Consider the following 25,601-nt stretch of genomic DNA (forward strand, 5'->3'; position numbering starts at 1 on the left):
AGATGAAATTAGCCATTGTGACGGCCTGCCCGAACGGCATGGTCACCAGTGTGTTGTGCGCCCGTCTGCTGGACGCGGCGGCCCAGCGCCAGGGCTGGAGCACCAGCGTTGAAGTGCATGACCCGGCGCACCCCGAGCGCCAGTTGTCGGCCGCCACGCTTGAGGCGGCCGAGTGGGTGCTGCTGGTTGCCAGCGGCCCGGTGGACCTGTCGCGATTCGTCGGCAGGCGGGTATTTCGCAGCACCCCGGCCCAGGCCCTGCAAGACGTTGATACGGTGCTGCGGCGTGGCGCCGAGGAAGCCGCGGTACTGGCCGAGGCCGACGTGCTCGCCGAAGCACCACAGGCCTCGACCGAGCGCGCCCCGCGCCTGGTGGCCATCACCGCGTGCCCGACCGGCGTCGCCCACACCTTCATGGCCGCCGAAGCCTTGCAGCAGGCAGCGGCGCGCTTGGGCTACGACTTGCAGATCGAAACCCAGGGCTCGGTGGGCGCGCGTAATCCGTTAAGTCCCGAGGCGATTGCCGAGGCCGACGTGGTGCTGCTGGCGACCGACATTGAAGTCGCCACCGAGCGTTTCGCCGGCAAGAAAATCTACCGCTGCGGCACCGGCATCGCGTTGAAGCAGGCCGAAGCCACGCTGAACAAGGCCTTGGCCGAAGGTCGGCAGGAAAGCGCTGCCAGCGAGGCTTCCGGCGGTCCGGCGAAGGCGGAAAAAAGCGGCGTCTACAAACACTTGCTGACCGGTGTTTCGTTCATGCTGCCGATGGTGGTGGCGGGTGGTTTGTTGATTGCCCTGTCGTTTGCCTTTGGGATCAAAGCATTCGAGGTGCAAGGCTCACTCGCTGCCGCGCTGAAAACTGTCGGTGACCACGCTTTCCAATTGATGGTGCCGTTACTCGCGGGATACATCGCTTACTCCATCTCCGACCGTCCAGGCCTGGCTCCCGGCATGATCGGTGGCCTGTTGGCGAGCTCTTTGGGAGCGGGTTTCATCGGTGGGATCGTGGCGGGTTTCCTGGCGGGCTACTGCGTAAAAGCGATCAGTTGGCTTGTACGTTTACCCCAGAGCCTTGAAGCATTGAAGCCGATTCTGATCATTCCCTTGTTGGCCAGCCTGGTGACGGGGCTGGTGATGATCTATGTGGTAGGACCGCCTGTAGCTCAATTGCTCAATGGATTGACCGACTTCCTGAGCAACATGGGCACAGCCAATGCAGTTATGTTGGGGGTTCTGCTCGGCGGGATGATGTGTGTAGATCTGGGCGGGCCGATCAACAAGGCGGCCTATTCCTTTTCGGTCGGGCTCCTGGCCTCGCAGAGCGGCGCACCGATTGCGGCGGCCATGGCCGCGGGGATGGTGCCTCCGATTGGGTTGGGTATTGCGACCTTCCTGGCTCGCAGTAAATTTGCACAGGTCGAGCGAGAGGCGGGCAAAGCGGCCATGATCCTCGGCATGTGTTTCATCTCCGAAGGTGCGATTCCGTTCGCCGCCAAGGACCCATTGCGAGTAATTCCCTCGAGTATCGTCGGGGGAGCGCTTGCCGGCGCACTGTCGATGTATTTCGGCTGCAAACTCGCCGCTCCCCACGGAGGCCTGTTCGTGTTGTTGATCCCCAACGCCATCAATCATGCGTTGCTGTACCTGCTGGCAATCGTCGCGGGCAGCCTGCTGACGGCGGTGACCTATGCGCTGCTCAAGCGGCCTGAGGCGGTGGAGATGGCGCTGGAGCCGGCGAAGGCCTGACCCAACCCTGTTGTTTCCTGTGGGAGCGAGCTTGCTCGCGATAGCGGTGTATCAGTCGACATTTTAGTTGCCTGACACCCTGCCATCGCGAGCAAGCTCGCTCCCACAGTTGATATTGGGGCGTCCTGAGTCCCTGTCACACCCACTTCACAAAGCCATGCTTAAGTTTTCCCATTTCAAGGGAGAACACCATGAGCGAATTCGACCTGGGCCGTCGCCGTGTAATGCAAGCCGTTGGTGCCGGTTTGTTGTTGCCGGGGCTGGCGCCGGCGGTGATTGCTTCGGTCAAGGATCGGCCGGTGCTGACCGAAGGCGTGCAATCAGGCGACTTGCAGGGCGACCGGGCGATGATCTGGAGTCGCAGCGACCGCCCGGCGCGGATGGTGGTGGAGTGGGACACCCGCAGCCAGTTTTCCAACCCTCGGCGCTTTGTCTCGGCGCTGGCCGACAGCCGCAGCGATTTCACCGCCCGGGTCGAACTCACCGGCCTGCCGCCCGACCAGGCGATTTTCTACCGCGTGCATTTCGAAGACGCCCGCAGCGGTGTCACCAGCGAGCCCTGGCTCGGCCATTTGCGCAGCGTGCCGCAGTTCAAGCGCAACATCCGGTTTGTCTGGAGCGGCGATACCGTCGGCCAGGGATTTGGCATCAACCCGGACATTGGCGGCATGCGCATCTACGAAGCCATGCGCCTGCGCCTGCCGGACTTTTTTATCCACAGCGGTGACACCATCTACGCCGACGGCCCGGTGCCGGCGCAGGTCACCACCGAGGGCGGCCGCATCTGGCGCAACCTGACCACCGAAGCCAAGAGCAAGGTTGCCGAGACCCTGGACGAATATCGCGGCAACTACCGCTACAACCTGATGGATGAAAACGTCCGTCGTTTCAACGCCGAGGTGCCGCAGATCTGGCAATGGGACGACCACGAGGTGGTCAACAACTGGTCGCCGGGCAAGCAACTGGACGAGCGCTACCAGACCAAGGATATCCACAGCCTGGTAGGCCGTGCGCGACAGGCCTGGCTGGAATATGCGCCGATGCGCCTGCAGAAGGCCGACCATGGTGGACGGATCTATCGCAAGCTCGGCTACGGACCGATGCTCGATGTGTTCGTGCTGGACATGCGCAGCTACCGCGAAGCCAATGACGCCAACCTCGGCGCGGCGAAACCGTTCCTGGGGCGTGAGCAACTGAACTGGCTCAGGCGCGAGCTGAAGCAATCCCGGGCGCAGTGGAAAGTCATTGCCGCCGACATGCCCATTGGCCTCGGCGTACCCGACGGCGAAGTCAGCCCCGGCGTGCCGCGCTGGGAAGCGGTCGCCAACGGTGACCCGGGCGAGGCCCAGGGGCGTGAAGTGGAAATTGCCGAACTGCTCGGTTATCTGCGCAAGCATCAGGTGCGCAACTACGTCTGGCTGACTGCCGATGTGCACTATTGCGCCGCCCACCATTACCATCCTGAACAGGCCGCGTTCCAGGACTTCGAACCGTTCTGGGAGTTTGTCGCCGGGCCGCTGAACGCCGGCAGCTTCGGGCCCAATGCCCTGGACAAGACCTTCGGTCCGGAAGTGGTATTCCAGAAAGCGCCCCCTGCGCAGAACACCTCGCCGTTTGCCGGTTATCAGTTCTTTGGCGAGGTGAACATCGACGGGCAGAGCGGCGAGATGAGCGTGGTGTTGCGCGATCTTGAGGGCGTGGCGGTGTTCGAGAAGAAGTTGCAGCCGGTTTGAATCCAAGGCCCACCACAAAAATCAATGTGGGAGCGAGCCTGCTCGCGAAAACGGTGTGTCAGGCAACACAAGTGCAAACTGACACACCGCCTTCGCGAGCAGGCCCGCTCCCACAGGGTTGATGTCGGGCGGCCAGGATCAGTAAACATCCCGCCGATACCGGCCCTGCTCGATCAGCTTTTCCACTTCCTCGCGGCCCAGCACCAGGTTGAGCACGTGGTCCACGCCTGAAGCCATCCCCTGCAAGCTGCCGCAGACATAGATCACCGCGCCGTCGGCCAGCCATTGCTTGAGCAACGCGGCCGATTCCAGCAGGCGGTCCTGGACGTAGATTTTCTTTTCCTGATCCCGGGAGAACGCCAGGTCCAGGCGTTCCAGATCGCCGGAGGTCACCCATTCCTGCAGTTCGTCGCGGCAATGGAAATCATGCTCGCGGTTGCGCTCGCCAAACAGCAGCCAGTTGCGCTGCATGCCCTGGGCAACGCGGGCCTTGAGCAAACTGCGCAAGCCGGCCAGGCCGGTGCCGTTGCCCAGCAGAATCATCGGCAGGCCCTGGGGCGGCAGATGGAAGCTGCTGTTGCGACGGACGCGCAGGCTGATGGGACTGCCCAGCGGCGCGTGCTCGGTCAGCCAGCCGGAACCGATGCCCAGGCTGCCATCGGCGTGACGTTCCTGGCGTACGATCAGTTCCAGTACACCGTCGGCGGGGATCGAGGCGATGGAATATTCACGCATCCCCAGCGGTGCCAACGCCTCCACCAGCGCCTGGGCGTGCAGACCCACCAGGTGGGCGCGGTTTTCCGGCAGCTGACGCGTGGCGAGGGCTTGTTCGAGCGTCTGCTGCAAGCCATCGACCTGCACCCGAGCGATACCGGCGATACCCAGGCCATCGAGGAAGTGTTCGATAGCCCACGGGTCATTGCGCGGCAGGATTTCCACCAGGTCACCGGCCAGCCAACTGCTCGGGCCGGGGGCGCCGAGGCCGAGCAGGTACACGCCCGAACCGCTGCTGTCGGGGTTGAGCAGGGTGCGCTGGCTCAAGGTCCAGTGTTCAAAGCTCGGCGCTTGCCACGCATCCGCCGGAGGCTGGCCGGTCAGCTCGGCCAGTTGCTGTTGCCAGTGCCGCAAGGCGTACGGGTCGCCGCTGTCCACTTCCACCGGCGCGAACAGCGTCTTGCCGCCGTGCTCCGCCAGCCAGTTGTGCAGACGGCGGGCGAAACCGCAGAAATTGTCATATTGCCGGTCACCGAGGCCGAGGACCGAGTATTGCAGGCGTTCCAGGCTCATCGCCCGGCCGAGCACCTTGCGCTCGAAACCGCGAGCGCTGTCCGGTCCGTCACCGTCGCCAAAGGTGCTGACGACAAACAGCGCGCGGGTGGCGCTGTTCAAGTCCTTTTCGCTGACGCCGGCCAACGGCTGGACCTTCACCGGTAGCCCGGCGGCCTGGAGCTGGCCGGCGGTCTGCCAGGCCAGTTGCTCGGCAAAACCGCTCTGGCTGGCGAAGCCGATCAGCCACGCAGGGGCATCGCCAGGGTTGCCTGCAAGCGCTTGGCGAGCCTGGCGGACCTGACGTTTTTTGCGTCGGCGGTCCAGGTAGAGCAGCCAGCCGGTGATGAAAAACAGCGGCATGGCCAATGCGGCGGCGGTCACCAGGATCCGCCCGACCAGGCCGAAGTAACTGCCGACATGCAGGGCATAGATGCTGGTGAGCAATTGCGCCTTGAGGCTCTTGTCGGTGTAGCGGCTGTGACGGCTGATGACGCCGGTGCTCGGGTCGAGCATGAGTTGGTTCAGGGCGCGGTCATGGGGGGCGTCCTTAAGCAGGTAGAAAACCGTCGCCGGTTGCCCGGCCACTGGCGGCATGCGCACGTTGTAGGCGGACAGACCAGGACCGGCGGCGCTGTAGATGCTGCTCCACATGGCCCGGTAATCGGCGATCGGCGCCGGCCCGCTCGGTGCCGGGCCACGGGTGCGCACGCGCTCATCCTTGGGCGAATCGGAAAGCAGGCGGGTCAGGCCTTTGTTGTACCACTCATAGGACCAGGTCAGCCCGGTCAGGGCGGCCAACAGATAGAACAGCAGGCACCAGGTGCCCGCGACGGAGTGCAGGTCCCAATTGAAGCTGCGGCCCTTTTTCGCCCAATCGAGGGTCAGCCAGGCGCGCCAGTTTTTCCACTGGCGTGGCCAGCGCAGGTAGAGGCCGGACAAGCAGAAGAACACCAGGATCAGCGTGCAGGCGCCGGTGATCTGCCGGCCTACGTCGTCCAGGGTCAGGACGCGGTGCAGCCTGAGCATCAGGCCGAAGAAATCCTGGCCCACCACGTCACCCAGGAACTGCGCGTTATAGGGGTTGAAGTAGCGCATCGGCCCGCGTTTCTCTCCGGGCGGGGCGGTGAAGATCGCCCGCGCGGCGTTGCCGCTGTCGGTCTCGACCCAGAGCATGGCGACGGTCTTGCCGGAGGCGGCTTCGATCTGTTCCACCAGTTCGGCGGGCGGCAGGACGCCGGCCGGTTGTTTTTCAACCGTCAGCACCTCCGGGTTTAATGCCCGCAGAATCTCGTCCTGGAAAGACACCACCGCACCGGTAACGCCCATCAACGCCAGGACCAGCCCGGCACTGATGCCGAAAAACCAGTGCAACTGGAACAGGGTTTTCTTCAACACGTCGCCCGCCTTGTTCATTCAGTACTGTTTGTCACGGCGTGCATTATGCCGTGTGTTATCGAGAAGCATTCATAAACACACATAAAAGCCCCATTCATTTGCATGAACGGGGCTTTTGCCCGGTGCCGGTCAGTAATGGGGCGGTGGCTAGATCCTGTGGGAGCGAGCCTGCTCGCGAAGACGTCGTGTCAGTCAGGCATATGCCAATTGACACTCCGCTTTCGCGAGCAGGCTCGCTCCCACAGGTTCACTCCCCGCCATCGGCGTCGGGTTCTTTCAACCGGTCAGAAGTGGAAATTGGTACTCAACAACGCCGTGCGCCCGGCCGCCTGGTTGGCGAAGTGGGTCGAGAACGCCTTGTCGTAGTAAGTCTCGTCGGTCAGGTTCTGCACGTTGAGTTGCAGGTCCAGGTGCTTGCTGACCTTGTAGCTGGCCATGGCGTCATAACGCACATAAGAGTCGACCATGGTGGTGTTCGCCACGCTGCCGAACACATCATCCACATAAAATGCCCCGCCACCGATGGTCAGCTTTGGCGTGAGCGCGTAGGTGGTCCAGACGCTGGCGCTGTTTTTCGGCGTGTTCGGCAACTCGTTGCCATCGCTGGTGCTCATCGGCCCGCCATCGACCTGCTCACTGTCCAGGTAGCTGTAGCCGGCGAACACCTGCCATTTCTCGGTGAGCTTGCCGCTGGCCGACAGCTCCAGGCCGTCGACGCGAGTCTTGCCGGCGTTTTCATAGGTCGTGGTGTCGACCTGCACCCGGGCATTTTCCTTCTCGGTGCGGAAAATCGCCGCGGTCAGCGAAAGCCGGCTGTCGAGCAAGTCCCACTTGGTGCCGATCTCGTAGTTCTTGGTGGTTTCCGGCTCCATGTCACTGGCGAGCAGGTTGCCGCTGCGGTCTGGCGTCCCACCGAGCGGATTGCCCTCGATGCCTTCGCCAACCATGCTGCCGGGCGGCGTGGCCGAGGTCGCGTAGGACGCATAGATGCTGCCGTTGTCGGCTGGTTTCCAGACCAGGCCGAACTGGCCGGTGACGAATTCGCTGGTGTCGTCACCCTTGGACGTGGTGGTACCGGCGGCGTCGTAAGTCTTGTATTTCGTGTCGAAGTGGTCGTAGCGCAAGCCCATGTTCACCAGCCACTGCGGTGACAGTTCCAGCGTGTCGAACACGTAGAGCGCGCGGGTGACGCTGGTGGCGTCGGTGCCGGCGTAGTTGCGCGAAATCGCGCCGTTCCAGGGATCGTTCGGGTTCGGGTTGGACAGCGACGTGCAGTTGTAGCCGCTCGGTGCGCCGACCAGGGCCGGCGTGCAGTTGGTGTTCGCGGCGGTGGTGCCCGGTACGGTGTCGGTGTTGACGTTGTACGAAGTTTTCTCGCCGGTCTCGCGGCTCAGCTCGATGCCGGTGGAGAAACTGTTCTTGAAGCCGGCCACATAAAAATCACCGAACAGATCAGTCTGGTTAGTGGTGGTGTCGACGTTGCTGACGCGGCTGTTGACGCGCCGCCAGACCGTACCGTTGTTGACGTTGCCCTTGCTGTCGTCGGGTTGGGTGAGGATGTAGTCCTGCATGCTGGAGCCGTGGCGCAGGGTGTTCTTGACGGTCAGCGCATCGCTCAGGTCATGCTCGACGGCGATGGTCGCGGTGTCGACGCGGGTCTTGCGGAAGTCGCGGTCGGTGAGGCCATAGAAGTTGCTGTTGTCGCCGCCGGCATAGGGCTTGTCCGGGTTGGCTTTGGTGCGGTCGGCGGTGCGGCCCGAGGCGGGAACCCTGTAGGGAATGCCCGAATCCGGCAGGTCGTTGCTTTCCAGGTGGTAGTAGTCGAGGTTGACCCGGGTGTCGGTGCCCAGGCCGAACGCCAGCGACGGCGCGACGCCCCAGCGATCGTAGTTGACCTGGTCACGACCGGCGACGTTGCTTTCGTGGCTCATCAGGTTGAGCCGGCCGGCGGCGCTGTCGCTGAACTGGTAATTGCCGTCGAGGGTGTAGCGCTGGGTCTGGTCCGAACCCCAGGTGAAGCCGCCGTCGAACGAGTCGCCCAAGTGGGCTTTCTTGCTCACCAGATTGATGGTGCCGCCGGCGGCGCCGCGGCCGCCGATGGCCGAGTTCGGGCCCTTGCTGACCTCGATGGACTCCACCGCAAAGATCTCCCGGCTTTGCGAACCGGTATCACGCACGTTATCCAGATAAGTGTCGCCCTGGGCATCGAAGCCACGGATGAAAGGTCGGTCGCCCTGGGGGTTGCCGCCTTCGCCGGCACCAAAAGTGATGCCCGGCACAGTACGCAGGGCGTCCTGCATGTTGAGGGCGCCGGTGTCCTTGAGCAGCTGCTGGGGAATGACCGTCACCGAGCGCGGCGTGTCGACCAGCGGCGCGGTGTATTTCGAGGACGAGGCTTTTTCGACCTGGTAGGACGTCGTGTCCTGGGCCTCGCCCGTAATGCTGGTAGCGTCCAGGGAGATGGCGTTGCGCGGGGCTTTTTCGTCGATCTTTTCCGCCGCTTGGGCCATCTGCGCGATTGACGTCGCACCGAGGGCGACGCCGATGGCGGAGGCCAGCAGACGAGGTGAATTAATCGGTAATTGTGATTGTTGACGCGACATGAACAGTGCCTTTCCCAAGGTTGAGGCGGCGGAATATAGGGTAAACAGTTTTATGTATCAATTGCGAAATATTGCTATTTGGGAGGAATTTACATTCTTTACATTTTGCCTTTACGGTTTCTGCCCAGTGGTGCGTTGGCGGGGGTTGTGCACAGTCAATAAGAATCACTAACATTGGCGCCCCGCGTTATCCACAGGTCTTGAATGCCATGTTGCTGCACATTCCCGGTGTGTTTTCTCCTGAAGAAGTGCAGCGTATTCGCGAGGCGCTGGAGCAGGCCGAATGGGCAGATGGCAAGGTCACGGCCGGTTATCAATCGGCCAAGGCCAAGCACAACCTGCAACTGCCCGAGGGGCATCCCCTGGCCAAGGAAATCGGCGCGGCCATGCTGGATCGGTTGTGGAAAAACCCCTTGTTCATGTCGGCGGCGCTTCCACACAAAGTCTTCCCGCCGCTGGTGAATTGCTACACCGCTGGCGGCTGTTTCGATTTCCATATCGACAATGCCGTACGCCAGCCCAAGGGCAGTGCCGAGCGGGTGCGCACCGACCTGTCGGCCACGCTGTTCTTCAGCGACCCGGAGGACTACGACGGCGGCGAGCTGGAAATCCAGGACACCTACGGCACCCAACGGGTCAAATTGCCGGCCGGGGACATGGTGTTGTATCCGGGCACCAGCCTGCACAAGGTCAACGCGGTTACCCGTGGCGCACGCTATGCCTCGTTCTTCTGGACCCAGAGCCTGGTGCGCGAAGACAGCCAGCGCGCGCTGCTGTTCGAGATAGACGGTGCGATCCGGGAACTGACCCGGGACGTGCCCGAGCATCCGTCGTTGATTCGCCTGACCGGCACCTACCACAACCTGTTGCGTCGCTGGGTCGAGGTGTAGGTGGCGGATTTTCGTCTGCGCCGCGAGGAAGTGCTCGACGGCGAGGCCCTCAAGGCCATGCTCGAGGACAGCCCGGCGCGGGCGGCCCAGGCGATTTTGATCGCAGCGGGCGAAGGGCTGCTTGAGGCCCAGGCGCTGCTGGGGCAGATCCTCCTCGATGGGCGCGGTATCGAACAGGACAAAACCCTGGCCCGGCGCTGGTTCGAAATCGCCGCCCAACGCGGGCACCTGATGGCGCGCAACATGCTGGGGCGATGCCATGAGCATGGCTGGGGTTGTGTCGCCGATCCTTCGGTCGCGGCCGGACATTATCGCCAGGCAGCCGAGGCAGGACTGGATTGGGCGATGTACAACCTGGCCAACCTGCTGGCGACTGGGCGCGGCGTTTCTGAGAATCAGTCGCAGGCATTGGTCCTTTATTTGCGCGCGGCCGAGCTGGGGCACGCCAAATCAATGAATCTGTTGGGGCGGTATCTGGAAGAGGGGCGTTTCTGCCCGGCGGACCCGGTGGCGGCGGCCCGGTGGTATCGACGTTCGGCCGAAGGCGGGGATTTTCGGGGGCAGTTCAGCCATGGCTGCGTATTGATTGCCGATGCCCGTATCGAAGAGGGCTTGGTGTGGTTGCGCCGGGCGTTGGCCGGAGGGAATCTGAATTTTCTTCGTGTCGCCGTGCAAACCTTGCAGACGGCGCGGCTGACTGCGTTGTCTCCACTGATCGAGGCCTATCAGGCGCGAATCCAGCAGATGCAAAAAAGCCCGTGAGCAAATCACGGGCTTTTGGGTCAGGCAAGCGCGTTTTTACACGTAGAACGACTTCAGCGGCGGAAAGCCATTGAACTCCACAGCGCTGTAGCTGGTGGTGTAGGCACCGGTCGACAGCCAGTACAAACGATCGCCAATCGCCAGGTTCAGCGGCAAACCGTATTTGTAGTTTTCGTACATGATGTCGGCGCTGTCGCAGGTCGGGCCGGCGATGACCACTTCTTCCATCTCGCCTTTCTTCTCGGTCCAGATCGGGAACTTGATGGCTTCGTCCATGGTTTCGATCAGGCCGGAGAATTTGCCCACGTCGGTGTACACCCAACGCTCGACGGCGGTACGCGACTTGCGCGCCACCAGCACCACTTCGCTGACCAGGATGCCGGCGTTGGCGATCAACGAACGGCCCGGCTCGAGGATGATTTCCGGCAGTTCGTCGCCGAAGTCTTCCTTGAGGAAGCGGATGATTTCCTCGGCGTAGGTTTCCAGGCTGTTGGTGCGGGTGATGTAGTTGGCCGGGAAGCCACCGCCCATGTTAATCAGCTTCAGGACGATGCCGTCTTCTTCTTTCAGACGCTCGAAGATCACCTTGACCTTGGCGATGGCCGCGTCCCAGACGCTGATGTCGCGCTGTTGCGAGCCGACGTGGAACGAGATGCCGTAAGGCACCAGGCCCAGGTCGCGGGCGAGGATCAGCAGGTCCATGGCCATGTCGGTCTGGCAGCCGAACTTGCGCGACAGTGGCCAGTCAGCCGTGGTCGAACCTTCGGTGAGGATGCGCACATAGACTTTCGAACCCGGCGCGGCCTTGGCGATATTGCGCAGGTCGGCTTCGGAGTCGGTGGCGTAGAGGCGCACGCCCTTCTCGTAGAAGTAGCGGATGTCCTTGGATTTCTTGATGGTGTTGCCGTAGCTGATCTGGTCCGGGCCGACGCCACGGCTCATCACCTTGTCCAGCTCATAGATCGAGGCGATGTCGAAGTTCGAGCCTTTATCCTTGAGCAGGTCGATGATTTCCACCGCCGGGTTGGCCTTGACGGCGTAGTAGACCTTGGCGAATTCGAAACCGGCGCGCAGGTCGTCATAGGCCTTCGAGATCATCGCGGTGTCGATCACCACGAACGGGGTTTCCTGCTTGTCGGCGAACGCCTTCATTTTCTGAAAGGTTTCGCGCGCAAAATAATCTTCGACCTGGATCGACATACTTGGGACTCCTACTGGCAAACATCAGGATCAATGGGTTTGAGGGCAGCAACCCCCGCGAACGTCCTCCGTATCCCCACTTTGGTTCGCCTACTTCCCAAGGCATGTCGCCGAAAGCAAAAAGGCCACGGGATGCGTGATTCCCTTGGCCTTGCTGTCTCGTCGTCAGTACTTGAGCCGGATGGATCGTTTCCAGCATGGACGTTCGGCGCGAACTTTAGGGCGTGAGGGGCCTGAGATCAACTAAAAATGTCGCGTTTTTGCACGTCTCCGTCCTGCGGCGCGCGACAGCTCATGATGTAACCGACCGGTGTGACAGGTTGATGTTCCCTCGGATCGGTTTTCGAGCCTGTTGGATGTCACGTTTGCACTTGTGGCGAGGGAGCTTGCTCCCGCTTGGGTGCGAAGCGCCCATCGCTTTTTTTGGGGCCGCTTCGCGACCCAGCGGGAGCAAGCTCCCTCGCCACAAAAGCCAGCTACAAAGGCACTCTTTTCCCGCCTAGATAGACGCGGTCTCGGCCGGCGAGACGATGCTGGTCTTGCCGCCACGGGACTTGCCGGAGCTCAGGTATTCGGCAATCGATTCCTGGGTCACTTCCCCAAGAAAGACCCGCTCGGCATCCATCACCGGCAGCCACGAACGGTTGAACTCATACATACGCGACAACAGGATCCGCAGATGTTCGTCATAGGCCGCGGTGGCGTTGAATTCCCGCAGGAACTGCCCGCAAGTGCCGGTCTGGCGGTACAGGTCGCGACGGCGCACATACCCCAGCGCCTTGTTGTCGGCGCAGGTAACCACCACGTAGCGCCGGTCGTGTTCGTCCATCAATTCCAGCGCCTCGGCCACCGGCGTCTCGGGGCTGACCGACGGGGCGTTGTCCGCCGCGTCTTCGGCCTTGACCAGCAACAGGCGCTTGAGCGTGCTGTCCTGGCCGACGAAGTTGCTGACGAATTCATCGGCTGGGTGGGCGAGGAGCGTGTCCGGGTGATCGCACTGGACCAGCTTGCCGGCGCGGAAGATCGCGATCTTGTCGCCCAGCTTGATGGCTTCGTCGATGTCGTGGCTGACCATGATCACGGTCTTGTTCAGCGCCCGTTGCATCTCGAAGAACTCGTTCTGGATCATCTCGCGGTTGATCGGATCGACCGCGCCGAAAGGTTCGTCCATCAGCAGCAACGGCGCATCGGCGGCCAGGGCGCGGATCACGCCGATCCGCTGCTGCTGGCCGCCCGACAGTTCACGGGGGTAGCGATGCAGGTACTGCTTGGGTTCGAGCTTGATCATGCTCATCAACTCGCGGGCGCGGTCGTGGCATTTCTGCTTGTCCCAGCCGAGCAGGCGCGGGACCACGGTGATGTTCTCCTCGATGGTCATGTTCGGGAACAGGCCGATCTGCTGGATCACGTAGCCGATGTTGCGGCGCAGGGTCACCTCGTCGAGGCCGGTGGTGTCTTCGCCGTTGATCAATACCTTGCCCGAGGTCGGCGGGATCAAGCGGTTGATCATCTTCAGCGTGGTGCTTTTGCCACAGCCCGACGGCCCGAGGAACACGCAGATCTCGCCTTCGTTGACGGTCAGGTTCACCGAGTCCACGGCTTTCACATCCTTGCCGTTGCTCTTGAAGGTTTTGCTGAGGTTTTGAAGTTCGATCATTTTAATAGTCCTTTCGGGGTCAGCGAGCGTTGCAGCCATTGCAGAAGCAGGTCGGCGAAGATGGCCAGGAGGCTGACCAGCACGGCGCCGACGATCAGCATCGACATGTCGCTGCGGCTGATGGAAGCGAGGATGAGCACGCCCAGGCCACCGGCGCCGATGGTGGCGGCGATGGTCATGACGCCGATGTTCATGACCACGGCGGTGCGTACGCCGGCGAGGATCACCGGCACGGCAATCGGCAGTTCGACCATGCGCAGGCGCTGGCCGAAGGTCATGCCGATGCCGCGGGCGGCTTCACGAATGCCCGGTTCGACGCCGGTCAAGGCCAGGTACGTGTTGCGCATGATCGGCAGCAGCGAATAAAGGAACACCGCGGTGATCGCCGGCATCGGACCCAGGCCCTGGCCGAACTTGGAATAGAACGGCAGCAGCAGGCCGAACAGGGCTATCGACGGAATGGTCAACAGTACCGTGGCGCTGGCTTGCAATGGGCCGGCGAGCGCCGGGAAGCGGGTCATGAAAATGCCCAGCGGCACGCCGACGATTATCGCCAGGGTCACGGCGATGCCCACCAGGGTGATGTGCTGCCAGGTCAGGTGCAGCACCAGCGGCCAGTCCAGATGGGAAAAGGCGTCAAGAAAATCCATGGCTTTTCCTCCAGGTCATTGGGTTGAGAGCAGGGAATGCTGGCGCAGGAAATCGGCGGCAACGGCGGAAGGGCTTTCATGATCGACATCCACACGGGCGTTGAGCTGGCGCATGGTTTCGTCGTCGAACAATTCGGCCAGTGGCTTGAGTTGCGCGGCCAGTTGCGGATGGGCGTCGAGGAAGGCCTGGCGCACCACTGGCGCGGCGGTGTAGTCGGGGAAATAGTGCTTGTCGTCCTCCAGCAGCTTCAGCTTGAACGCGTTCAGTCGGCCGTCGGTGGTGTACACCAGTCCGGCGAACACCTGGCTGTTGCGCAGGGCGGTGTAGACCAGGCCGGCGTCCATCTGCCGGATATTCTTGCGGGTCAGGTTCATGCCGTAGCGCTCGACCATGCCGGCCAGGCCGTCGGAACGGTTGGCGAACTCGGTGTCCAGCGCGACCAGGTGATTTTCCTCGGCCTCGGTCTGCAGCACCGTATTCAATTGGCTGATGGAATTGATCTGCGGGTACTTCTTTGCGACTTTCTCCGGCAGGGCCAAGGCGTAGGTGTTGCTGAATTTCGACGGCGCGAGCCAGACCAGGCCTTTTTTCGCGTCGAGTTCTTTCACCCGGGCGTAGGACTGAGCGCTGTCGAGTTTTTCCGTGACATGGTTGTAGGAAACCAGCGACACGCCGGTGTATTCCCAGAGTAAATCCAACTGCCCGGTTTCATGGGCGCTGCGGGCCAGGTTGCTGCCCAGCCCGCCAGTGACCTGAGCGTCGTAGCCCTTGTCGCGCAGGTATTGCGCGGTGATCTCGGCCAGCAGGGTCTGCTCGGTAAACACCCGGGCACCGAGGCGGATCAGCGGTTTTTCAGCGGCTTGGGCGAATCCCGCGAACAGCAGCAGGCAGCCCAGGATCAAGCTCAACTTCTTCATAATGATTCCTTTATCCAGCCAGGCTCAGGACGGTCGCAGACCGCGTTCCAGCCAGAGGCGGCTGGCCAGGGTTACCAGGCCGTCAAGCAGCAGCGCCAGCAAGGCGGTGCAGGCCGCGCCGAGCAGCAATTGCGGCTGATTGTTCAAGGCGATGCCGGGGAAAATCAGGCTGCCAAGGCTGTTGGCGCCGATCAGGAACGCCAGCGGTGCGGTGCCGACGTTGATCGCCAGGGCTACGCGCACGCCACCGACGATGATCGGCACGGCGTTGGGCAGCTCGACTTTCCACAGCACCTGGCGCGGGGTCATGCCGATGCCGACGGCAGCTTCCTTGAGCGAGCCCTGGACATTTTTCAGGCCTTCATAGGTGTTGCGCACGATGGGCAACAGCGAGGCGAGGAACAGGGCGAAGATCGCCGGCCCGCTGCCGATGCCCAGGATACCCAGGGCAATGGCCAGCACGGCCAGGGGCGGCACGGTATTGCCGATGTTGAACACTTGCATGAAGCGTTCGGCGCGCCCGACCATGCCGGGGCGGCTGAGGGCGATGCCGGCGGGAATGCCGACGATCAGGGCCGCCAACATGGAAGCCAGTACAAGCATCAGGTGCGCTTGCAGGTAGAACAGCAGGTCGTCGCGGTAACGGTGGATCGTATCGATGCCGATCCAGTGGACCAACAGGGCCAGGAGGGCGACGACGACCGCCCCCCCGATAAGCCCTTTGCCATAGCGGATAGCCACAGGCGGACTCCTTTGTATTTTTAGTCGGCGCACGCTTTCCCGGGCGGCGGACCTTCATTGGTTGCCGGGAAAACGTTCGCGAGAAGCAGCTCTTTTCGATGCCGTCAAAACGGCTGTCGAAGCGAGCCATGAGCGCAGCCTCGTCAGGCTAACTTGCTGATTTTTCAGACCCTGACGGTTGCTCGTATCAGGGTGGTGGACGCCTCCACGCGGCAAAAGGTTCCCATGTGCGGCAGCATCTGGCCACCCTTGATGTGCTCAACGGTTCGGTTCCTGGCACAAGTTGAGCTATAATCGCCGCCCTTTTTTGAATCACCTGCCAGGCGATTTCCCATGACCAAACAGGCCGCCGAAGTCGCGAAACGCCGCACTTTCGCCATTATTTCCCACCCCGATGCCGGTAAGACCACCATCACCGAAAAGCTCTTGCTGATGGGCAAGGCGATTGCGGTGGCCGGCACGGTGAAGTCCCGCAAGTCCGACCGCCACGCCACCTCCGACTGGATGGAGATGGAAAAGCAGCGGGGTATTTCCATTACCACGTCGGTCATGCAGTTCCCATATCGCGAGCATATGATCAACCTGCTCGATACCCCGGGCCACGAAGACTTCTCCGAAGACACCTACCGTACCCTGACCGCGGTGGACTCGGCCTTGATGGTCCTCGACGGCGGTAAGGGCGTCGAGCCACGGACCATCGCGCTGATGGACGTCTGCCGTCTGCGGGACACGCCGATCGTCAGCTTCATCAACAAGCTCGACCGCGACATTCGCGACCCGATTGAACTGCTCGACGAAATCGAAGCGGTCCTGAAGATCAAGGCCGCGCCGATCACCTGGCCGATCGGTTGCTACCGCGACTTCAAAGGCGTTTACCACCTGGCCGACGACTACATCATCGTCTACACCGCCGGCCACGGTCATGAGCGCACCGAAACCAAGATCATCGAGAAGCTCGACTCCGACGAGGCCCGCGCGCACCTGGGCGACGAATACGACCGCTTTGTCGAGCAGCTGGAGCTGGTGCAGGGCGCCTGCCATGAATTCAACCAGCAGGAATTCCTCGACGGCCAACTGACCCCGGTGTTCTTCGGGACCGCCCTGGGCAACTTCGGCGTCGACCATGTGCTCGACGCAGTCGTCGATTGGGCCCCGCGCCCGCTGCCACGCGTTGCCAACGAGCGCACCGTGGAGCCGGTGGAAGAGAAATTTGCAGGCTTCGTGTTCAAGATCCAGGCGAACATGGACCCCAAGCACCGCGACCGTATCGCCTTCATGCGCATTTGCTCCGGCAAGTACGAGAAGGGCATGAAGATGCGCCACGTGCGCACCGGCAAGGACGTGCGCATCGGCGACGCCTTGACCTTCTTCTCCTCGGAACGCGAGCAACTGGAAGAGGCCTTCGCCGGCGACATCATCGGCCTGCACAACCACGGCACCATCCAGATCGGCGACACCTTCACCGAAGGCGAAGCCCTGGGTTTTACCGGCATCCCGCACTTCGCCCCGGAACTGTTCCGCCGCGTACGCCTGAAGGATCCGCTCAAGTCCAAGCAACTGCGCCAGGGCCTCCAGCAGTTGGCCGAAGAGGGCGCCACCCAGGTGTTCTTCCCGGAGCGCAGCAACGACATCATCCTCGGCGCCGTCGGTGTGCTGCAGTTCGACGTCGTCGCCAGCCGCCTGAAAGAGGAATACAAGGTCGAGTGCTCCTACGAGCCGATCACCGTATATTCCGCCCGCTGGATTGAATGCGAAGACAAGAAAAAACTCGAGGAATTTTCCAACAAGGCCGTGGAAAACCTCGCGCTGGACGGCGGCGGCCACCTGACCTACCTGGCGCCAACACGGGTCAACCTCGCGCTGATGGAAGAGCGCTGGCCAGATGTGAAATTCCGCGCGACGCGTGAGCATCACTAAGCCCCAGGCGTCTAAACCGAAAACCTGTGGGAGCGAGCCTGCTCGCGAAAGCGGAGTGTCAGCCATATCCATTTTGGATGTGCCGCCGTCATCGCGAGCAAGCTCGCTCCCACATTGGTTCTGTGGCAGTCTTCAATCTCCCGGCCACCCCTAATCCCTGTGGGAGCGAGCCTGCTCGCGAAAGCGGTGGGTCAGCTTGCCTGGATGCTGAATGTGCGGGCCTCTTCGCGAGCAGGCTCGCTCCCACATTAGTCCTGCGCTAGTTTTTCAATCCCCCGGCCACCCCTAATCCCTGTGGGAGCGAGCCTGCTCGCGAAGGCGGTGGGTCAGCTTGCATGGATGCTGTGGTGTTAGTGGGTTTGGGAATAAACCTTATTCGAAACCGATCTTTAGACGAGCGGCATTTCTGGCTGTTCCGTGGCGTCCTATCTGATGAACCGGTCTGTTCGGAACAGTATTTCCTGAGCACCGTCGGCCCCGGCTTTATCCGGTAAAGAAGGAATTGGATATGAATAAGCTGCTGCGCATGATGTTTTTTCTAAAGGTGTTGGTGATGCTGTCCCTCGGTTCCACCGCTGCGTGGGCCGAATGCGATGAGCACGAGAAGCACGCGTCGAGTGGCTCGGTGGTTCAAGGCGAGTTGATGCTTGCCGCGACCGATGCGGACGCAGGCGATCCGGACGATGGCGAGGATGATGATGGTTCGCCAATCGACACGCCGGATGGCGATGAGGATGAAGAGGGCGATAGCCAGACGTAGGTTTGTGGCCTACAGAAACCCCCTCCAGCCCCAACTGATACTCAGTCGGGGCTGGAGGGGTTTTTTATGTCGGGTGCATGACCCAAGGCAAAGGATGGTCCCGTGGCGAGGGAGCTTGCTCCCGCTGGCCTGCGCAGCAGGCCCAAAAAAGAGGGTCCGGTTCGCGGCCCAGCGGGAGCAAGCTCCCTCGCCACAAGTGCTTTTCTGCCTTACGTGTTTTGCTGCTTTTTAGCCTTACGCCGCGCCGTCAAGGAACCGCTCGGCGTAGTGACACGCCACCAATCGGTTATCCAACGGGCGAAGCGCCGGCTCTTCGGTCTTGCAACGCTCGGTCGCGTACGGGCAGCGCTTGTGGAAGGCGCAGCCGGACGGTGGGTTGAGTGGGTTGGGCAGTTCGCCGACGATCTTGATCTTCGGCTTGTTCGGGTCCGGGTGGATGGTTGGGGTGGCCGACAGCAGCGCCTGGGTGTAGGGGTGCAATGGGCGGCTGTAGATGGACTCGTTGGGGCCCATTTCCACCGGGCGGCCGAGGTACATCACCATCACGTCGTCAGCGACGTGCTGCACCACCGCCAGGTTGTGGGAGATGAACACGTAGGCGGTATTGAACTCCTGTTGCAGATCCATGAACAGGTTCAGCACCTGCGCCTGGATCGACACGTCCAGCGCCGAGGTCGGTTCGTCCGCCACCAGCACCTTGGGTTGCAGCATCATTGCGCGGGCCAGGGCGATGCGCTGGCGCTGGCCGCCGGAGAACATGTGCGGGTAGCGCTGGTAATGCTCGGGGCGCAGGCCCACCTGCCTCATCATCGCCTGGACTTTGTCGCGACGCTCGGTGGCCGAGAGGTTGGTGTTGATGAGCAACGGCTCGGCCAGTTGATCACCGATTTTCTGCCGCGGGTTGAGGGACGCATAAGGACTCTGGAAGACCATCTGCACGTCTTTGCGCAGTTGCTTGCGCTCGGCCTTGTTGGCGCCGGCCACTTCCTGACCGGCGATTTTCAAGGAGCCGGCGGAAGGCTCTTCGATCAGCGTCAGGGCCCGGGCAAGGGTGGATTTGCCGCATCCGGATTCGCCCACCACGGCCAGGGTCTTGCCGGCCTCCAGTTCGAACGACACACCGTTGAGGGCGCGCACGGTCGCATGGCCCTTGAACATGCCACGGGACACTTCGTAATGACGGGTCAGGTCACGGGCGATAAGTACGACGGCCATCACGCCACCTCCTGGTTCAACGGGTAGAAGCAGCGGGCGAGGCTGTTGGATTTCGGATCGAGCGCAGGGCGCTCCTGGCGGCAGTTGTCGCGCACGTACGGGCAGCGCGGCGACAGCAGGCAGCCTTGCGGGCGGTCGTAGCGACCGGGCACGATGCCCGGCAACGTCGCCAGGCGCTCGGCGCCCATGCTGTGCTCCGGAATCGCCGCCAGCAGTGCTTCGCTGTACGGGTGGGCCGGGATGTCGAACAGCTGCGGCACCTTGCCCACTTCCACGGCCTGGCCGGCGTACATCACGCACACGCGCTGGGCAGTTTCAGCCACGACGGCGAGGTCATGGGTGATCAGCACCAGGCCCATGTCCTGCTCTTTCTGCAGGGCCAGCAGCAGATCCATGATTTGCGCCTGGATGGTCACGTCCAGAGCGGTGGTCGGTTCGTCGGCGATCAGCAGTTTCGGCTCGCCGGCAATCGCCATGGCAATCGCCACGCGCTGGCTCATGCCGCCGGACAGTTGATGCGGGTAGGCGTCCATGCGGCTGGCGGCGCCAGGGATCTCGACTTTTTCCAGCAGTTCGATGGCGCGTTTGCGCGCGGCCTTGCCGGACATCTTCAGGTGCAGGCGCAGCACTTCTTCGATCTGGAAACCCACGGTGTAGCTGGGGTTGAGCGCGGTCATCGGGTCCTGGAAAACCATCGCCAGGTCCTTGCCGACGATCTGCCGGCGCTGGCGGTTGCTCAGCTTGAGCATGTTCTTGCCGTCGAAGTTAAGCGCGTCGGCGGTGACGATGCCGGGGTGCTCGATCAGGCCCATCAGCGCCATCATGGTCACGGATTTACCCGAGCCCGATTCGCCGACGATCGCCAGCACCTCGCCTTTATCCACGCTCAGGTCCAGGCCGTCGACCACCGGCACGGCGGTGGCGTCGCCGAAGCGGACGTTGAGATTCTTGATTTCTAGCAATGACATGGGAATCTCCTCAGGCGGCATTCTTGAGTTTCGGGTCCAGCGCATCGCGCAGACCGTCGCCCATCAGGTTGATTGCCAGCACGCTGAGCAAAATGGTCAAGCCAGGCAGGCTCACGACCCACCAGGCGCGTTCGATGTAGTCGCGGGCGGAGGCCAGCATGGTGCCCCACTCGGGGGTCGGTGGTTGCACGCCGAGCCCGAGGAAGCCCAGGGCGGCGGCGTCGAGGATCGCCGAGGAGAAGCTCAGGGTCGCCTGGACGATCAGCGGTGCCATGCAGTTGGGCAGCACGGTGATGAACATCAGGCGCGGCAGGCCGGCACCGGCCAGGCGGGCGGCGGTCACGTAGTCGCGGTTCAGCTCGCCCATCACGGCGGCGCGGGTCAGGCGCACGTAGGACGGCAACGAGACGATGGCGATGGCGATCACGGTGTTGATCAGGCCTGGGCCGAGGATGGCGACGATCGCCACGGCCAGCAGCAGCGAGGGCAGGGCGAGCATGATGTCCATCAGGCGCATGATGGTCGGGCCGAGGATGCGCGGGAAGAACCCGGCGAACAGCCCCAGCAGGATGCCCGGGATCAGCGACATCACCACCGACGACAAGCCGATCAGCAGCGACAGCCGCGAACCCTGGATCAGGCGCGAGAGCAAATCACGGCCCAGTTCGTCGGTGCCCAGCAGGAACTGCATCTGCCCGCCTTCGAGCCACGCCGGCGGCGTCAGCAGGAAGTCGCGGTATTGCTCGCTCGGGTCGTGCGGCGCGACCCACGGGGCGAAGAGTGCGCAGAACACGATCAGGATCATGAACAGCAGCCCGGCGACGGCGCCCTTGTTGCGGGAAAACGCTTGCCAGAATTCTTTGTACGGGGACGGGTACAGCAGGCTTTGATCGACTGCTACCGCGGTAATTGGAGTACTCATGGTCTTGATCTCAGCGCTGGTGACGGATACGTGGGTTGGCAAAGCCGTAGAGGATGTCCACGACGAAGTTGACCAGAATCACCAGGCAGGCGATTAACAGGATGCCGTTTTGCACCACGGGATAGTCCCGGGCGCCGATGGCTTCGATCAGCCACTTGCCGATGCCCGGCCAGGAGAAGATCGTTTCGGTCAGGACCGCGCCGGCCAGCAGCGTGCCGACTTGCAGGCCGACCACGGTCAGCACCGGGATCAGCGCGTTGCGCAGGCCGTGCACGAACACCACGCGCGATGGCGACAGGCCCTTGGCCTTGGCGGTGCGGATGTAGTCCTCGCGCAGCACTTCGAGCATCGAGGAACGGGTCATGCGGGCGATCACCGCCAGCGGAATGGTGCCCAGCACGATGGCCGGCAGGATCAGGTGATGCAACGCGTCGAGGAACGCGCCCGGCTCATCGGCCAGCAGCGTATCGATCAGCATGAAGCCGGTTTTCGGCTCGATGTCGTAGAGCAGGTCGATCCGCCCCGACACCGGTGTCCAGCCCAGGGACACCGAGAAGAACATGATCAGGATCAGGCCCCACCAGAAGATCGGCATCGAATACCCCGCGAGGGAGATGCCCATTACCCCATGGTCGAACAGGGATCCTCGCTTGAGCGCCGCGATCACCCCGGCCAGCAGGCCGAGGATACCGGCGAACAGCAGCGCGGCCAGGGACAGTTCCAGGGTCGCGGGAAACAGTGAGCTGAACTCGGTCCATACGCTTTCACGGGTGCGCAGCGATTCGCCGAGATCGCCCTGGGCCAGTTTGCCGATGTAGTCCAGGTACTGGGCATACAGCGGTTTGTTCAGGCCAAGGCGTTCCATTGCCTGAGCATGCATTTCGGGATCGACCCGACGTTCGCCCATCATCACTTCCACGGGGTCGCCGGGGATCATGCGAATCAACGCGAAGGTCAGCAAGGTGATGCCGAAGAACGTGGGAATCAGTAATCCCAGTCGGCGGGCAATAAAACTAAACATCTTCAGGTGTACCTCATCAGCCGGTTAGGCGTGCCCGGCAACTCCTGGGGTCAGGGATGCCGGGCGTTTTCTTATCTACTTCACCTGGGTGGTGGCGAAGTTGTTAGTGGTGAGCGGGCTAATTACATAACCCTCTACGTTCTTGCGCATTGCTGTGAACATACGGGTGTGGGCCATGCTGATCCATGGCTGGTCCTGGTTGAAAATCACCTGGGCCTGCTCATAGAGCCTGGCGCGCTCCTCGGGGTTCACTGTGGCGCGTGCCTGGTCGAGCAGCGCCTGGAATTTCTCGTTGCACCATCGCGCGTAGTTTTCGCCGTTCTTGGCGGCTTCGCAACTGAGCATAGGCGTCAGGAAATTATCCGGGTCGCCGTTATCGCCCGCCCATCCGGCGGAAACCATATCGTGCTCGCCGTTTTTCGCGCGTTTGAGCATTTCGCCCCATTCCATCACGCGGATATCGACCTTGATCCCGACTTTCGCCAGGTCGGCCTGCATCATTTGCGCGCCGAGCATCGGGTTGGGGTTGGTCGGACCGCCGCCGTTGCGGGTGAACAGGGTAAACACGGTGCCTTCCGGCACGCCGGCTTCCTTGAGCAACTGGCGCGCCTTGTCGAGGTCGCGGGTCGGGTTCTTCAGGTCGTGGTTGTAACCCAGCAGCGTCGGCGGGTACGGATTGACCGCGGCGGTGGCGTTGCCCTTGCCGAACAGCGCGTTGACGTAGGCTTCCTTGTCGAAGGCCAGGTCGATGGCTTTGCGCACCCGCACGTCGCTCATGTATTTGTGGCTGGTGTTCAGGGCGGTGTAGGAAACGGTCATCGCATCCAGCTCGGTGACCTTCAGGTTGGGGTCTTTCTTGATGCTGGGGATATCGTCCGGTTTCGGGTACAGCGCAATCTGGCACTCATTGGTCTTGAGTTTTTGCATGCGCACATTGTTATCGGTGGCGATCGCCAGCACCAGCGCATCGGCCGGCGGCTTGCCCCGGAAGTAGTCCGGGTTGGCCTTGAAGCGGACCTGGGCGTCTTTGTTGTAGCGCTGGAAGATGAACGGCCCGGTGCCGATCGGCTTGCTGTTCAGCTCGCCGGCCTTGCCGGCCTTGAGCAACTGGTCGGCATATTCGGCCGGGTAGATCGAGGAGAACGCCATGGCGATGTCGGCCAGGAACGGTGCTTCGCGGCGGGTCAGGGTGAACTTGACCGTGTGCTCGTCGACCTTTTCGACGTTCTTGAGCAGTTCCTTGAAACCCATGCTTTCAAAGTACGGGAAACCCACGCTCGACAGTTTGTGCCACGGGTGATTCGGGTCCAGCTGGCGCTGGAAGCTCCAGACCACGTCGTCGGCGTTCATGTCGCGGGTCGGCTTGAAGTAATCGGTGGTGTGGAACTTGACGCCTTTGCGCAGGTGGAAGGTATACGTCAGGCCGTCGTCGCTGATGTCCCAAGACTCGGCCAGGGCAGGAATCACTTCGGTGGTGCCGGGCTTGAAGTCGGCCAGGCGGTTGAAGATCGTTTCGGCCACGGCGTCGGCGGTGACTGCAGTCGTGTACTGGACCATGTCGAAGCCTTCCGGACTGGCTTCTGTGCAAACCACCAGGGGTTTGGCCGTGGCGCCAACGGCAACACTCAGCAGTGCGGCGGCAATGGCGGCGCGTAGGGGGTTCATGTTCATCGTCAATCCTCTGCAATCGGGTAATTGGCAAAAGACCGGGCGGGCGACCTTGTGAGTCGCCCGCCCGGTGGCAGTTTAGAGAATGTTGAACGGGATGGTGGTGACCAGGCGGAATTCGTTGATGTTGCCATCAGCCTGGTTTTCACTGGCGCGGTGAGTGGTGTAGGTGGCGCGAATCGCGGTGGCCTTGAGCGGGCCGCTCTGCACGGCGTAGGAGGCGCCGACGCCATATTCGTAGTGAGTTTCGCCGTCCATCAGGCTCAGGTCGCCGCGCTGCTTACCTGGATCGGTGTAGGCAGTGCCACGGTAATGCGTGCCGTCAATGCCCCAGCCACGTGCCTGGTAGATGTTGAACTTCAGGCCGGGCACGCCGTACTCGGCCATGTTCAGGCCGTAGGCGATCTGGAACGATTTCTCGTTCGGGCTGTTGAAGTCGGACAGCAAGGAGTTGGCCAGGTAGATGCCGTTGGTTTCGTGCAGGTAGTCGAAGTATTCGTCGCCGTTCACTTCCTGGTAGGAGAACGTCAGGCTGTGAGCTTGGTGAGCAAGGCCGAGGGACAGAGAGTAGGTATCGTTGTCGATATTCCCCATCAGTTTTTTGCCTTCGTCGACGGTTTTGTAATAATTCAGGCTGGTGGTCAGGCTGAGCACCTGGCTATCGCCCAGTTCATGGGTGGCGCCGAAGTAGTATTGGTTCCAGAAGTCTTCGACCTTGGCGCCATACAGGCTGGTTTTCAGGCTCTTAAACGGCTGGTAGTTGACGCCGGCGGTATAGACCTTGTCGGTTTCCACGCCAGTGGCGGAATACTCGGTGCGAAATTTCGACAGGCTCTGCTCGGTTCGTGGCGAAACGCGATCGAAGCCGGCCAGATCGAACGACAGGTTGTTGAATTCTTCACTGTGCAGGCTGATACCTTCGAAGCTCGAAGGCAATGCACGGTTGCCGATGACGTCGATGATCGGCGTACTGAAATTCTGGCGACCCGCGGTCAGCGTCGTGTTCGATACGCGGAACTTGGCGTTGGCCAGGCCCAGTTTGCTCCACTGGTCCACGGCATCGCCGTTGGAGTCCGCCAGGGTGCGGTTGGAGCCACCGGCGATGTGCTTGCGATCCCGGTCCAGCACGATAGCGTTGTAGGCGGCGACTTCGGTGCTGACGCCGACGGTGCCCTGGGTAAAGCCCGAGGTGTAGTTGACGATGGTGCCTTGGACCCAGTTGATACGACGAGCAATCGGCGTCGCTGGCACGGTAGGGTCATTTTTTACGCTATTTGGCTTGTAGCTGAATCGGTCGTCGCGGCGTTTCAACTCGTTGGAGTACCAGTTACGCGTCGTGCCTCCCAGGCTTTGGCCGTCGATGAAACCTTTTGCTTCGCTTTGGGCGCTGCTGTCGGCCAGCGCGGTAGGAACGAATTCCTGACTGACAGATTCAGCGTAAGCCGTGGCCGTAACGCTGCTGATGGCTAGGGCCAGTATCGCGGTGCTGCTCAGTTTCATGGGTAACGCTCCTTTTTCTTTCTTTTTTATGCCGTTCTTTTTCGGTGATACGGCTATTGGTTTACAA

The 25,601-nt window shown here is 61.9% G+C and carries 19 protein-coding genes; 6 read left to right on the forward strand and 13 right to left on the reverse strand.

Annotated features, from left to right (window positions below; translation table 11 throughout):
- The first annotated feature begins 2 nt into the window (after positions 1-2).
- Positions 3-1,745 carry a PTS fructose-like transporter subunit IIB gene (locus J3P97_RS03755; protein ID WP_434673508.1) on the forward strand — a complete coding sequence of 581 codons (1,743 nt, stop codon included), beginning with the start codon at positions 3-5 and terminating at the stop codon, positions 1,743-1,745.
- Positions 1,746-1,936: 191 nt separating this feature from the next.
- The gene (locus tag J3P97_RS03760; protein ID WP_434673509.1) at positions 1,937-3,478 is read left to right on the forward strand and encodes an alkaline phosphatase D family protein; all 1,542 of its coding nucleotides are present in this window, start codon (positions 1,937-1,939) and stop codon (positions 3,476-3,478) included.
- A gap of 138 nt (positions 3,479-3,616) precedes the next feature.
- Here J3P97_RS03760 and J3P97_RS03765 read toward each other — a convergent pair whose 3' ends face one another.
- Positions 3,617-6,142: a PepSY domain-containing protein gene (locus tag J3P97_RS03765; protein WP_434674502.1), complete on the reverse strand. Its 2,526-nt coding sequence runs from the start codon at positions 6,140-6,142 to the stop codon at positions 3,617-3,619.
- 284 nt (positions 6,143-6,426) lie between these two features.
- Positions 6,427-8,745 carry a TonB-dependent receptor gene (locus J3P97_RS03770; protein WP_434673510.1) on the reverse strand — a complete coding sequence of 773 codons (2,319 nt, stop codon included), beginning with the start codon at positions 8,743-8,745 and terminating at the stop codon, positions 6,427-6,429.
- A 209-nt stretch (positions 8,746-8,954) separates the two neighbouring features.
- Here J3P97_RS03770 and J3P97_RS03775 point away from each other — a divergent pair, with 209 nt between their 5' ends.
- Both J3P97_RS03775 and J3P97_RS03780 read left to right on the forward strand, forming a co-directional pair.
- Positions 8,955-9,635: a Fe2+-dependent dioxygenase gene (locus tag J3P97_RS03775; RefSeq protein WP_434673511.1), complete on the forward strand. Its 681-nt coding sequence runs from the start codon at positions 8,955-8,957 to the stop codon at positions 9,633-9,635.
- Positions 9,636-10,397 carry a tetratricopeptide repeat protein gene (locus J3P97_RS03780; protein ID WP_434673512.1) on the forward strand — a complete coding sequence of 254 codons (762 nt, stop codon included), beginning with the start codon at positions 9,636-9,638 and terminating at the stop codon, positions 10,395-10,397. It begins immediately after the preceding gene.
- 36 nt (positions 10,398-10,433) lie between these two features.
- Here the strand turns inward: J3P97_RS03780 and J3P97_RS03785 are convergent, their stop codons facing one another.
- The 5 genes from J3P97_RS03785 to J3P97_RS03805 all read right to left on the reverse strand — a co-directional run bounded on the left by J3P97_RS03785 (position 10,434) and on the right by J3P97_RS03805 (position 15,563).
- A complete protein-coding gene (locus tag J3P97_RS03785) occupies positions 10,434-11,597 on the reverse strand; it encodes a type III PLP-dependent enzyme (protein WP_434569840.1) in 1,164 nt (387 codons plus the stop codon).
- Between the two features lie 499 nt (positions 11,598-12,096).
- A complete protein-coding gene (locus J3P97_RS03790) occupies positions 12,097-13,254 on the reverse strand; it encodes an osmoprotectant ABC transporter ATP-binding protein OsmV (protein WP_434673513.1) in 1,158 nt (385 codons plus the stop codon).
- The gene (locus J3P97_RS03795) at positions 13,251-13,904 is read right to left on the reverse strand and encodes an ABC transporter permease (protein ID WP_305496867.1); all 654 of its coding nucleotides are present in this window, start codon (positions 13,902-13,904) and stop codon (positions 13,251-13,253) included. Before J3P97_RS03795 ends, J3P97_RS03790 begins: the two co-directional genes overlap by 4 nt.
- A 15-nt stretch (positions 13,905-13,919) precedes the next feature.
- Entirely contained in the window at positions 13,920-14,822 is a 903-nt protein-coding gene (locus J3P97_RS03800; RefSeq protein ID WP_434602801.1) for a glycine betaine ABC transporter substrate-binding protein, read from the reverse strand.
- 24 nt (positions 14,823-14,846) lie between these two features.
- Positions 14,847-15,563, reverse strand: coding sequence for an ABC transporter permease (locus J3P97_RS03805; protein ID WP_186612146.1), 717 nt, complete (start codon positions 15,561-15,563; stop codon positions 14,847-14,849).
- Between the two features lie 333 nt (positions 15,564-15,896).
- On the opposite strand from J3P97_RS03805, the gene J3P97_RS03810 reads away from it, so the two are divergent.
- Both J3P97_RS03810 and J3P97_RS03815 read left to right on the forward strand, forming a co-directional pair.
- Positions 15,897-17,480, forward strand: coding sequence for a peptide chain release factor 3 (locus tag J3P97_RS03810; RefSeq protein WP_434673514.1), 1,584 nt, complete (start codon positions 15,897-15,899; stop codon positions 17,478-17,480).
- A gap of 508 nt (positions 17,481-17,988) precedes the next feature.
- Positions 17,989-18,240, forward strand: coding sequence for a hypothetical protein (locus tag J3P97_RS03815; protein ID WP_434569836.1), 252 nt, complete (start codon positions 17,989-17,991; stop codon positions 18,238-18,240).
- A 234-nt stretch (positions 18,241-18,474) separates the two neighbouring features.
- Here J3P97_RS03815 and J3P97_RS03820 read toward each other — a convergent pair whose 3' ends face one another.
- From J3P97_RS03820 to J3P97_RS03845, 6 genes are all read right to left on the reverse strand, one after another.
- A complete protein-coding gene (locus J3P97_RS03820; RefSeq protein WP_434673515.1) occupies positions 18,475-19,455 on the reverse strand; it encodes a peptide ABC transporter ATP-binding protein in 981 nt (326 codons plus the stop codon).
- Positions 19,455-20,423, reverse strand: a complete 969-nt coding sequence (locus J3P97_RS03825) for an ABC transporter ATP-binding protein (RefSeq protein WP_305496856.1) — start codon at positions 20,421-20,423, stop codon at positions 19,455-19,457. Before J3P97_RS03825 ends, J3P97_RS03820 begins: the two co-directional genes overlap by 1 nt.
- 10 nt (positions 20,424-20,433) lie before the next feature.
- On the reverse strand, positions 20,434-21,345 hold the full coding sequence (locus J3P97_RS03830) for an ABC transporter permease subunit (RefSeq protein ID WP_434673516.1): 912 nt from the start codon (positions 21,343-21,345) through the stop codon (positions 20,434-20,436).
- Between the two features lie 10 nt (positions 21,346-21,355).
- Complete coding sequence (locus J3P97_RS03835; RefSeq protein WP_305496852.1) at positions 21,356-22,366, reverse strand: ABC transporter permease subunit; 1,011 nt, start codon at positions 22,364-22,366, stop codon at positions 21,356-21,358.
- Between the two features lie 75 nt (positions 22,367-22,441).
- Positions 22,442-24,037, reverse strand: coding sequence for an ABC transporter substrate-binding protein (locus J3P97_RS03840; RefSeq protein ID WP_434673517.1), 1,596 nt, complete (start codon positions 24,035-24,037; stop codon positions 22,442-22,444).
- Positions 24,038-24,112: 75 nt separating this feature from the next.
- Positions 24,113-25,534 (reverse strand): OprD family porin, encoded by a 1,422-nt coding sequence (locus tag J3P97_RS03845; RefSeq protein WP_434673518.1) that lies wholly within the window; start codon positions 25,532-25,534, stop codon positions 24,113-24,115.
- Positions 25,535-25,601: the final 67 nt, after the last annotated feature.

The sequence above is a fragment of the Pseudomonas sp. R1-15 genome (assembly GCF_051132085.1).
Taxonomy (GTDB): Bacteria; Pseudomonadota; Gammaproteobacteria; order Pseudomonadales; family Pseudomonadaceae; genus Aquipseudomonas.

Bases quoted from the DNA above. Each gene is read 5' to 3' on its own strand.
- J3P97_RS03810 (WP_434673514.1), top strand. From the start codon at position 15,897: ATGACCAAACAGGCCGCCGAAGTCGCGAAACGCCGCACTTTCGCCATT.
- J3P97_RS03770 (WP_434673510.1), bottom strand. From the start codon at position 8,745: ATGTCGCGTCAACAATCACAATTACCGATTAATTCACCTCGTCTGCTG.
- J3P97_RS03825 (WP_305496856.1), bottom strand. From the start codon at position 20,423: ATGTCATTGCTAGAAATCAAGAATCTCAACGTCCGCTTCGGCGACGCC.
- J3P97_RS03760 (WP_434673509.1), top strand. From the start codon at position 1,937: ATGAGCGAATTCGACCTGGGCCGTCGCCGTGTAATGCAAGCCGTTGGT.
- J3P97_RS03790 (WP_434673513.1), bottom strand. From the start codon at position 13,254: ATGATCGAACTTCAAAACCTCAGCAAAACCTTCAAGAGCAACGGCAAG.
- J3P97_RS03800 (WP_434602801.1), bottom strand. From the start codon at position 14,822: ATGAAGAAGTTGAGCTTGATCCTGGGCTGCCTGCTGCTGTTCGCGGGA.
- J3P97_RS03755 (WP_434673508.1), top strand. From the start codon at position 3: ATGAAATTAGCCATTGTGACGGCCTGCCCGAACGGCATGGTCACCAGT.
- J3P97_RS03815 (WP_434569836.1), top strand. From the start codon at position 17,989: ATGAATAAGCTGCTGCGCATGATGTTTTTTCTAAAGGTGTTGGTGATG.
- J3P97_RS03785 (WP_434569840.1), bottom strand. From the start codon at position 11,597: ATGTCGATCCAGGTCGAAGATTATTTTGCGCGCGAAACCTTTCAGAAA.
- J3P97_RS03775 (WP_434673511.1), top strand. From the start codon at position 8,955: ATGTTGCTGCACATTCCCGGTGTGTTTTCTCCTGAAGAAGTGCAGCGT.
- J3P97_RS03840 (WP_434673517.1), bottom strand. From the start codon at position 24,037: ATGAACATGAACCCCCTACGCGCCGCCATTGCCGCCGCACTGCTGAGT.
- J3P97_RS03820 (WP_434673515.1), bottom strand. From the start codon at position 19,455: ATGGCCGTCGTACTTATCGCCCGTGACCTGACCCGTCATTACGAAGTG.
- J3P97_RS03795 (WP_305496867.1), bottom strand. From the start codon at position 13,904: ATGGATTTTCTTGACGCCTTTTCCCATCTGGACTGGCCGCTGGTGCTG.
- J3P97_RS03830 (WP_434673516.1), bottom strand. From the start codon at position 21,345: ATGAGTACTCCAATTACCGCGGTAGCAGTCGATCAAAGCCTGCTGTAC.
- J3P97_RS03835 (WP_305496852.1), bottom strand. From the start codon at position 22,366: ATGTTTAGTTTTATTGCCCGCCGACTGGGATTACTGATTCCCACGTTC.
- J3P97_RS03845 (WP_434673518.1), bottom strand. From the start codon at position 25,534: ATGAAACTGAGCAGCACCGCGATACTGGCCCTAGCCATCAGCAGCGTT.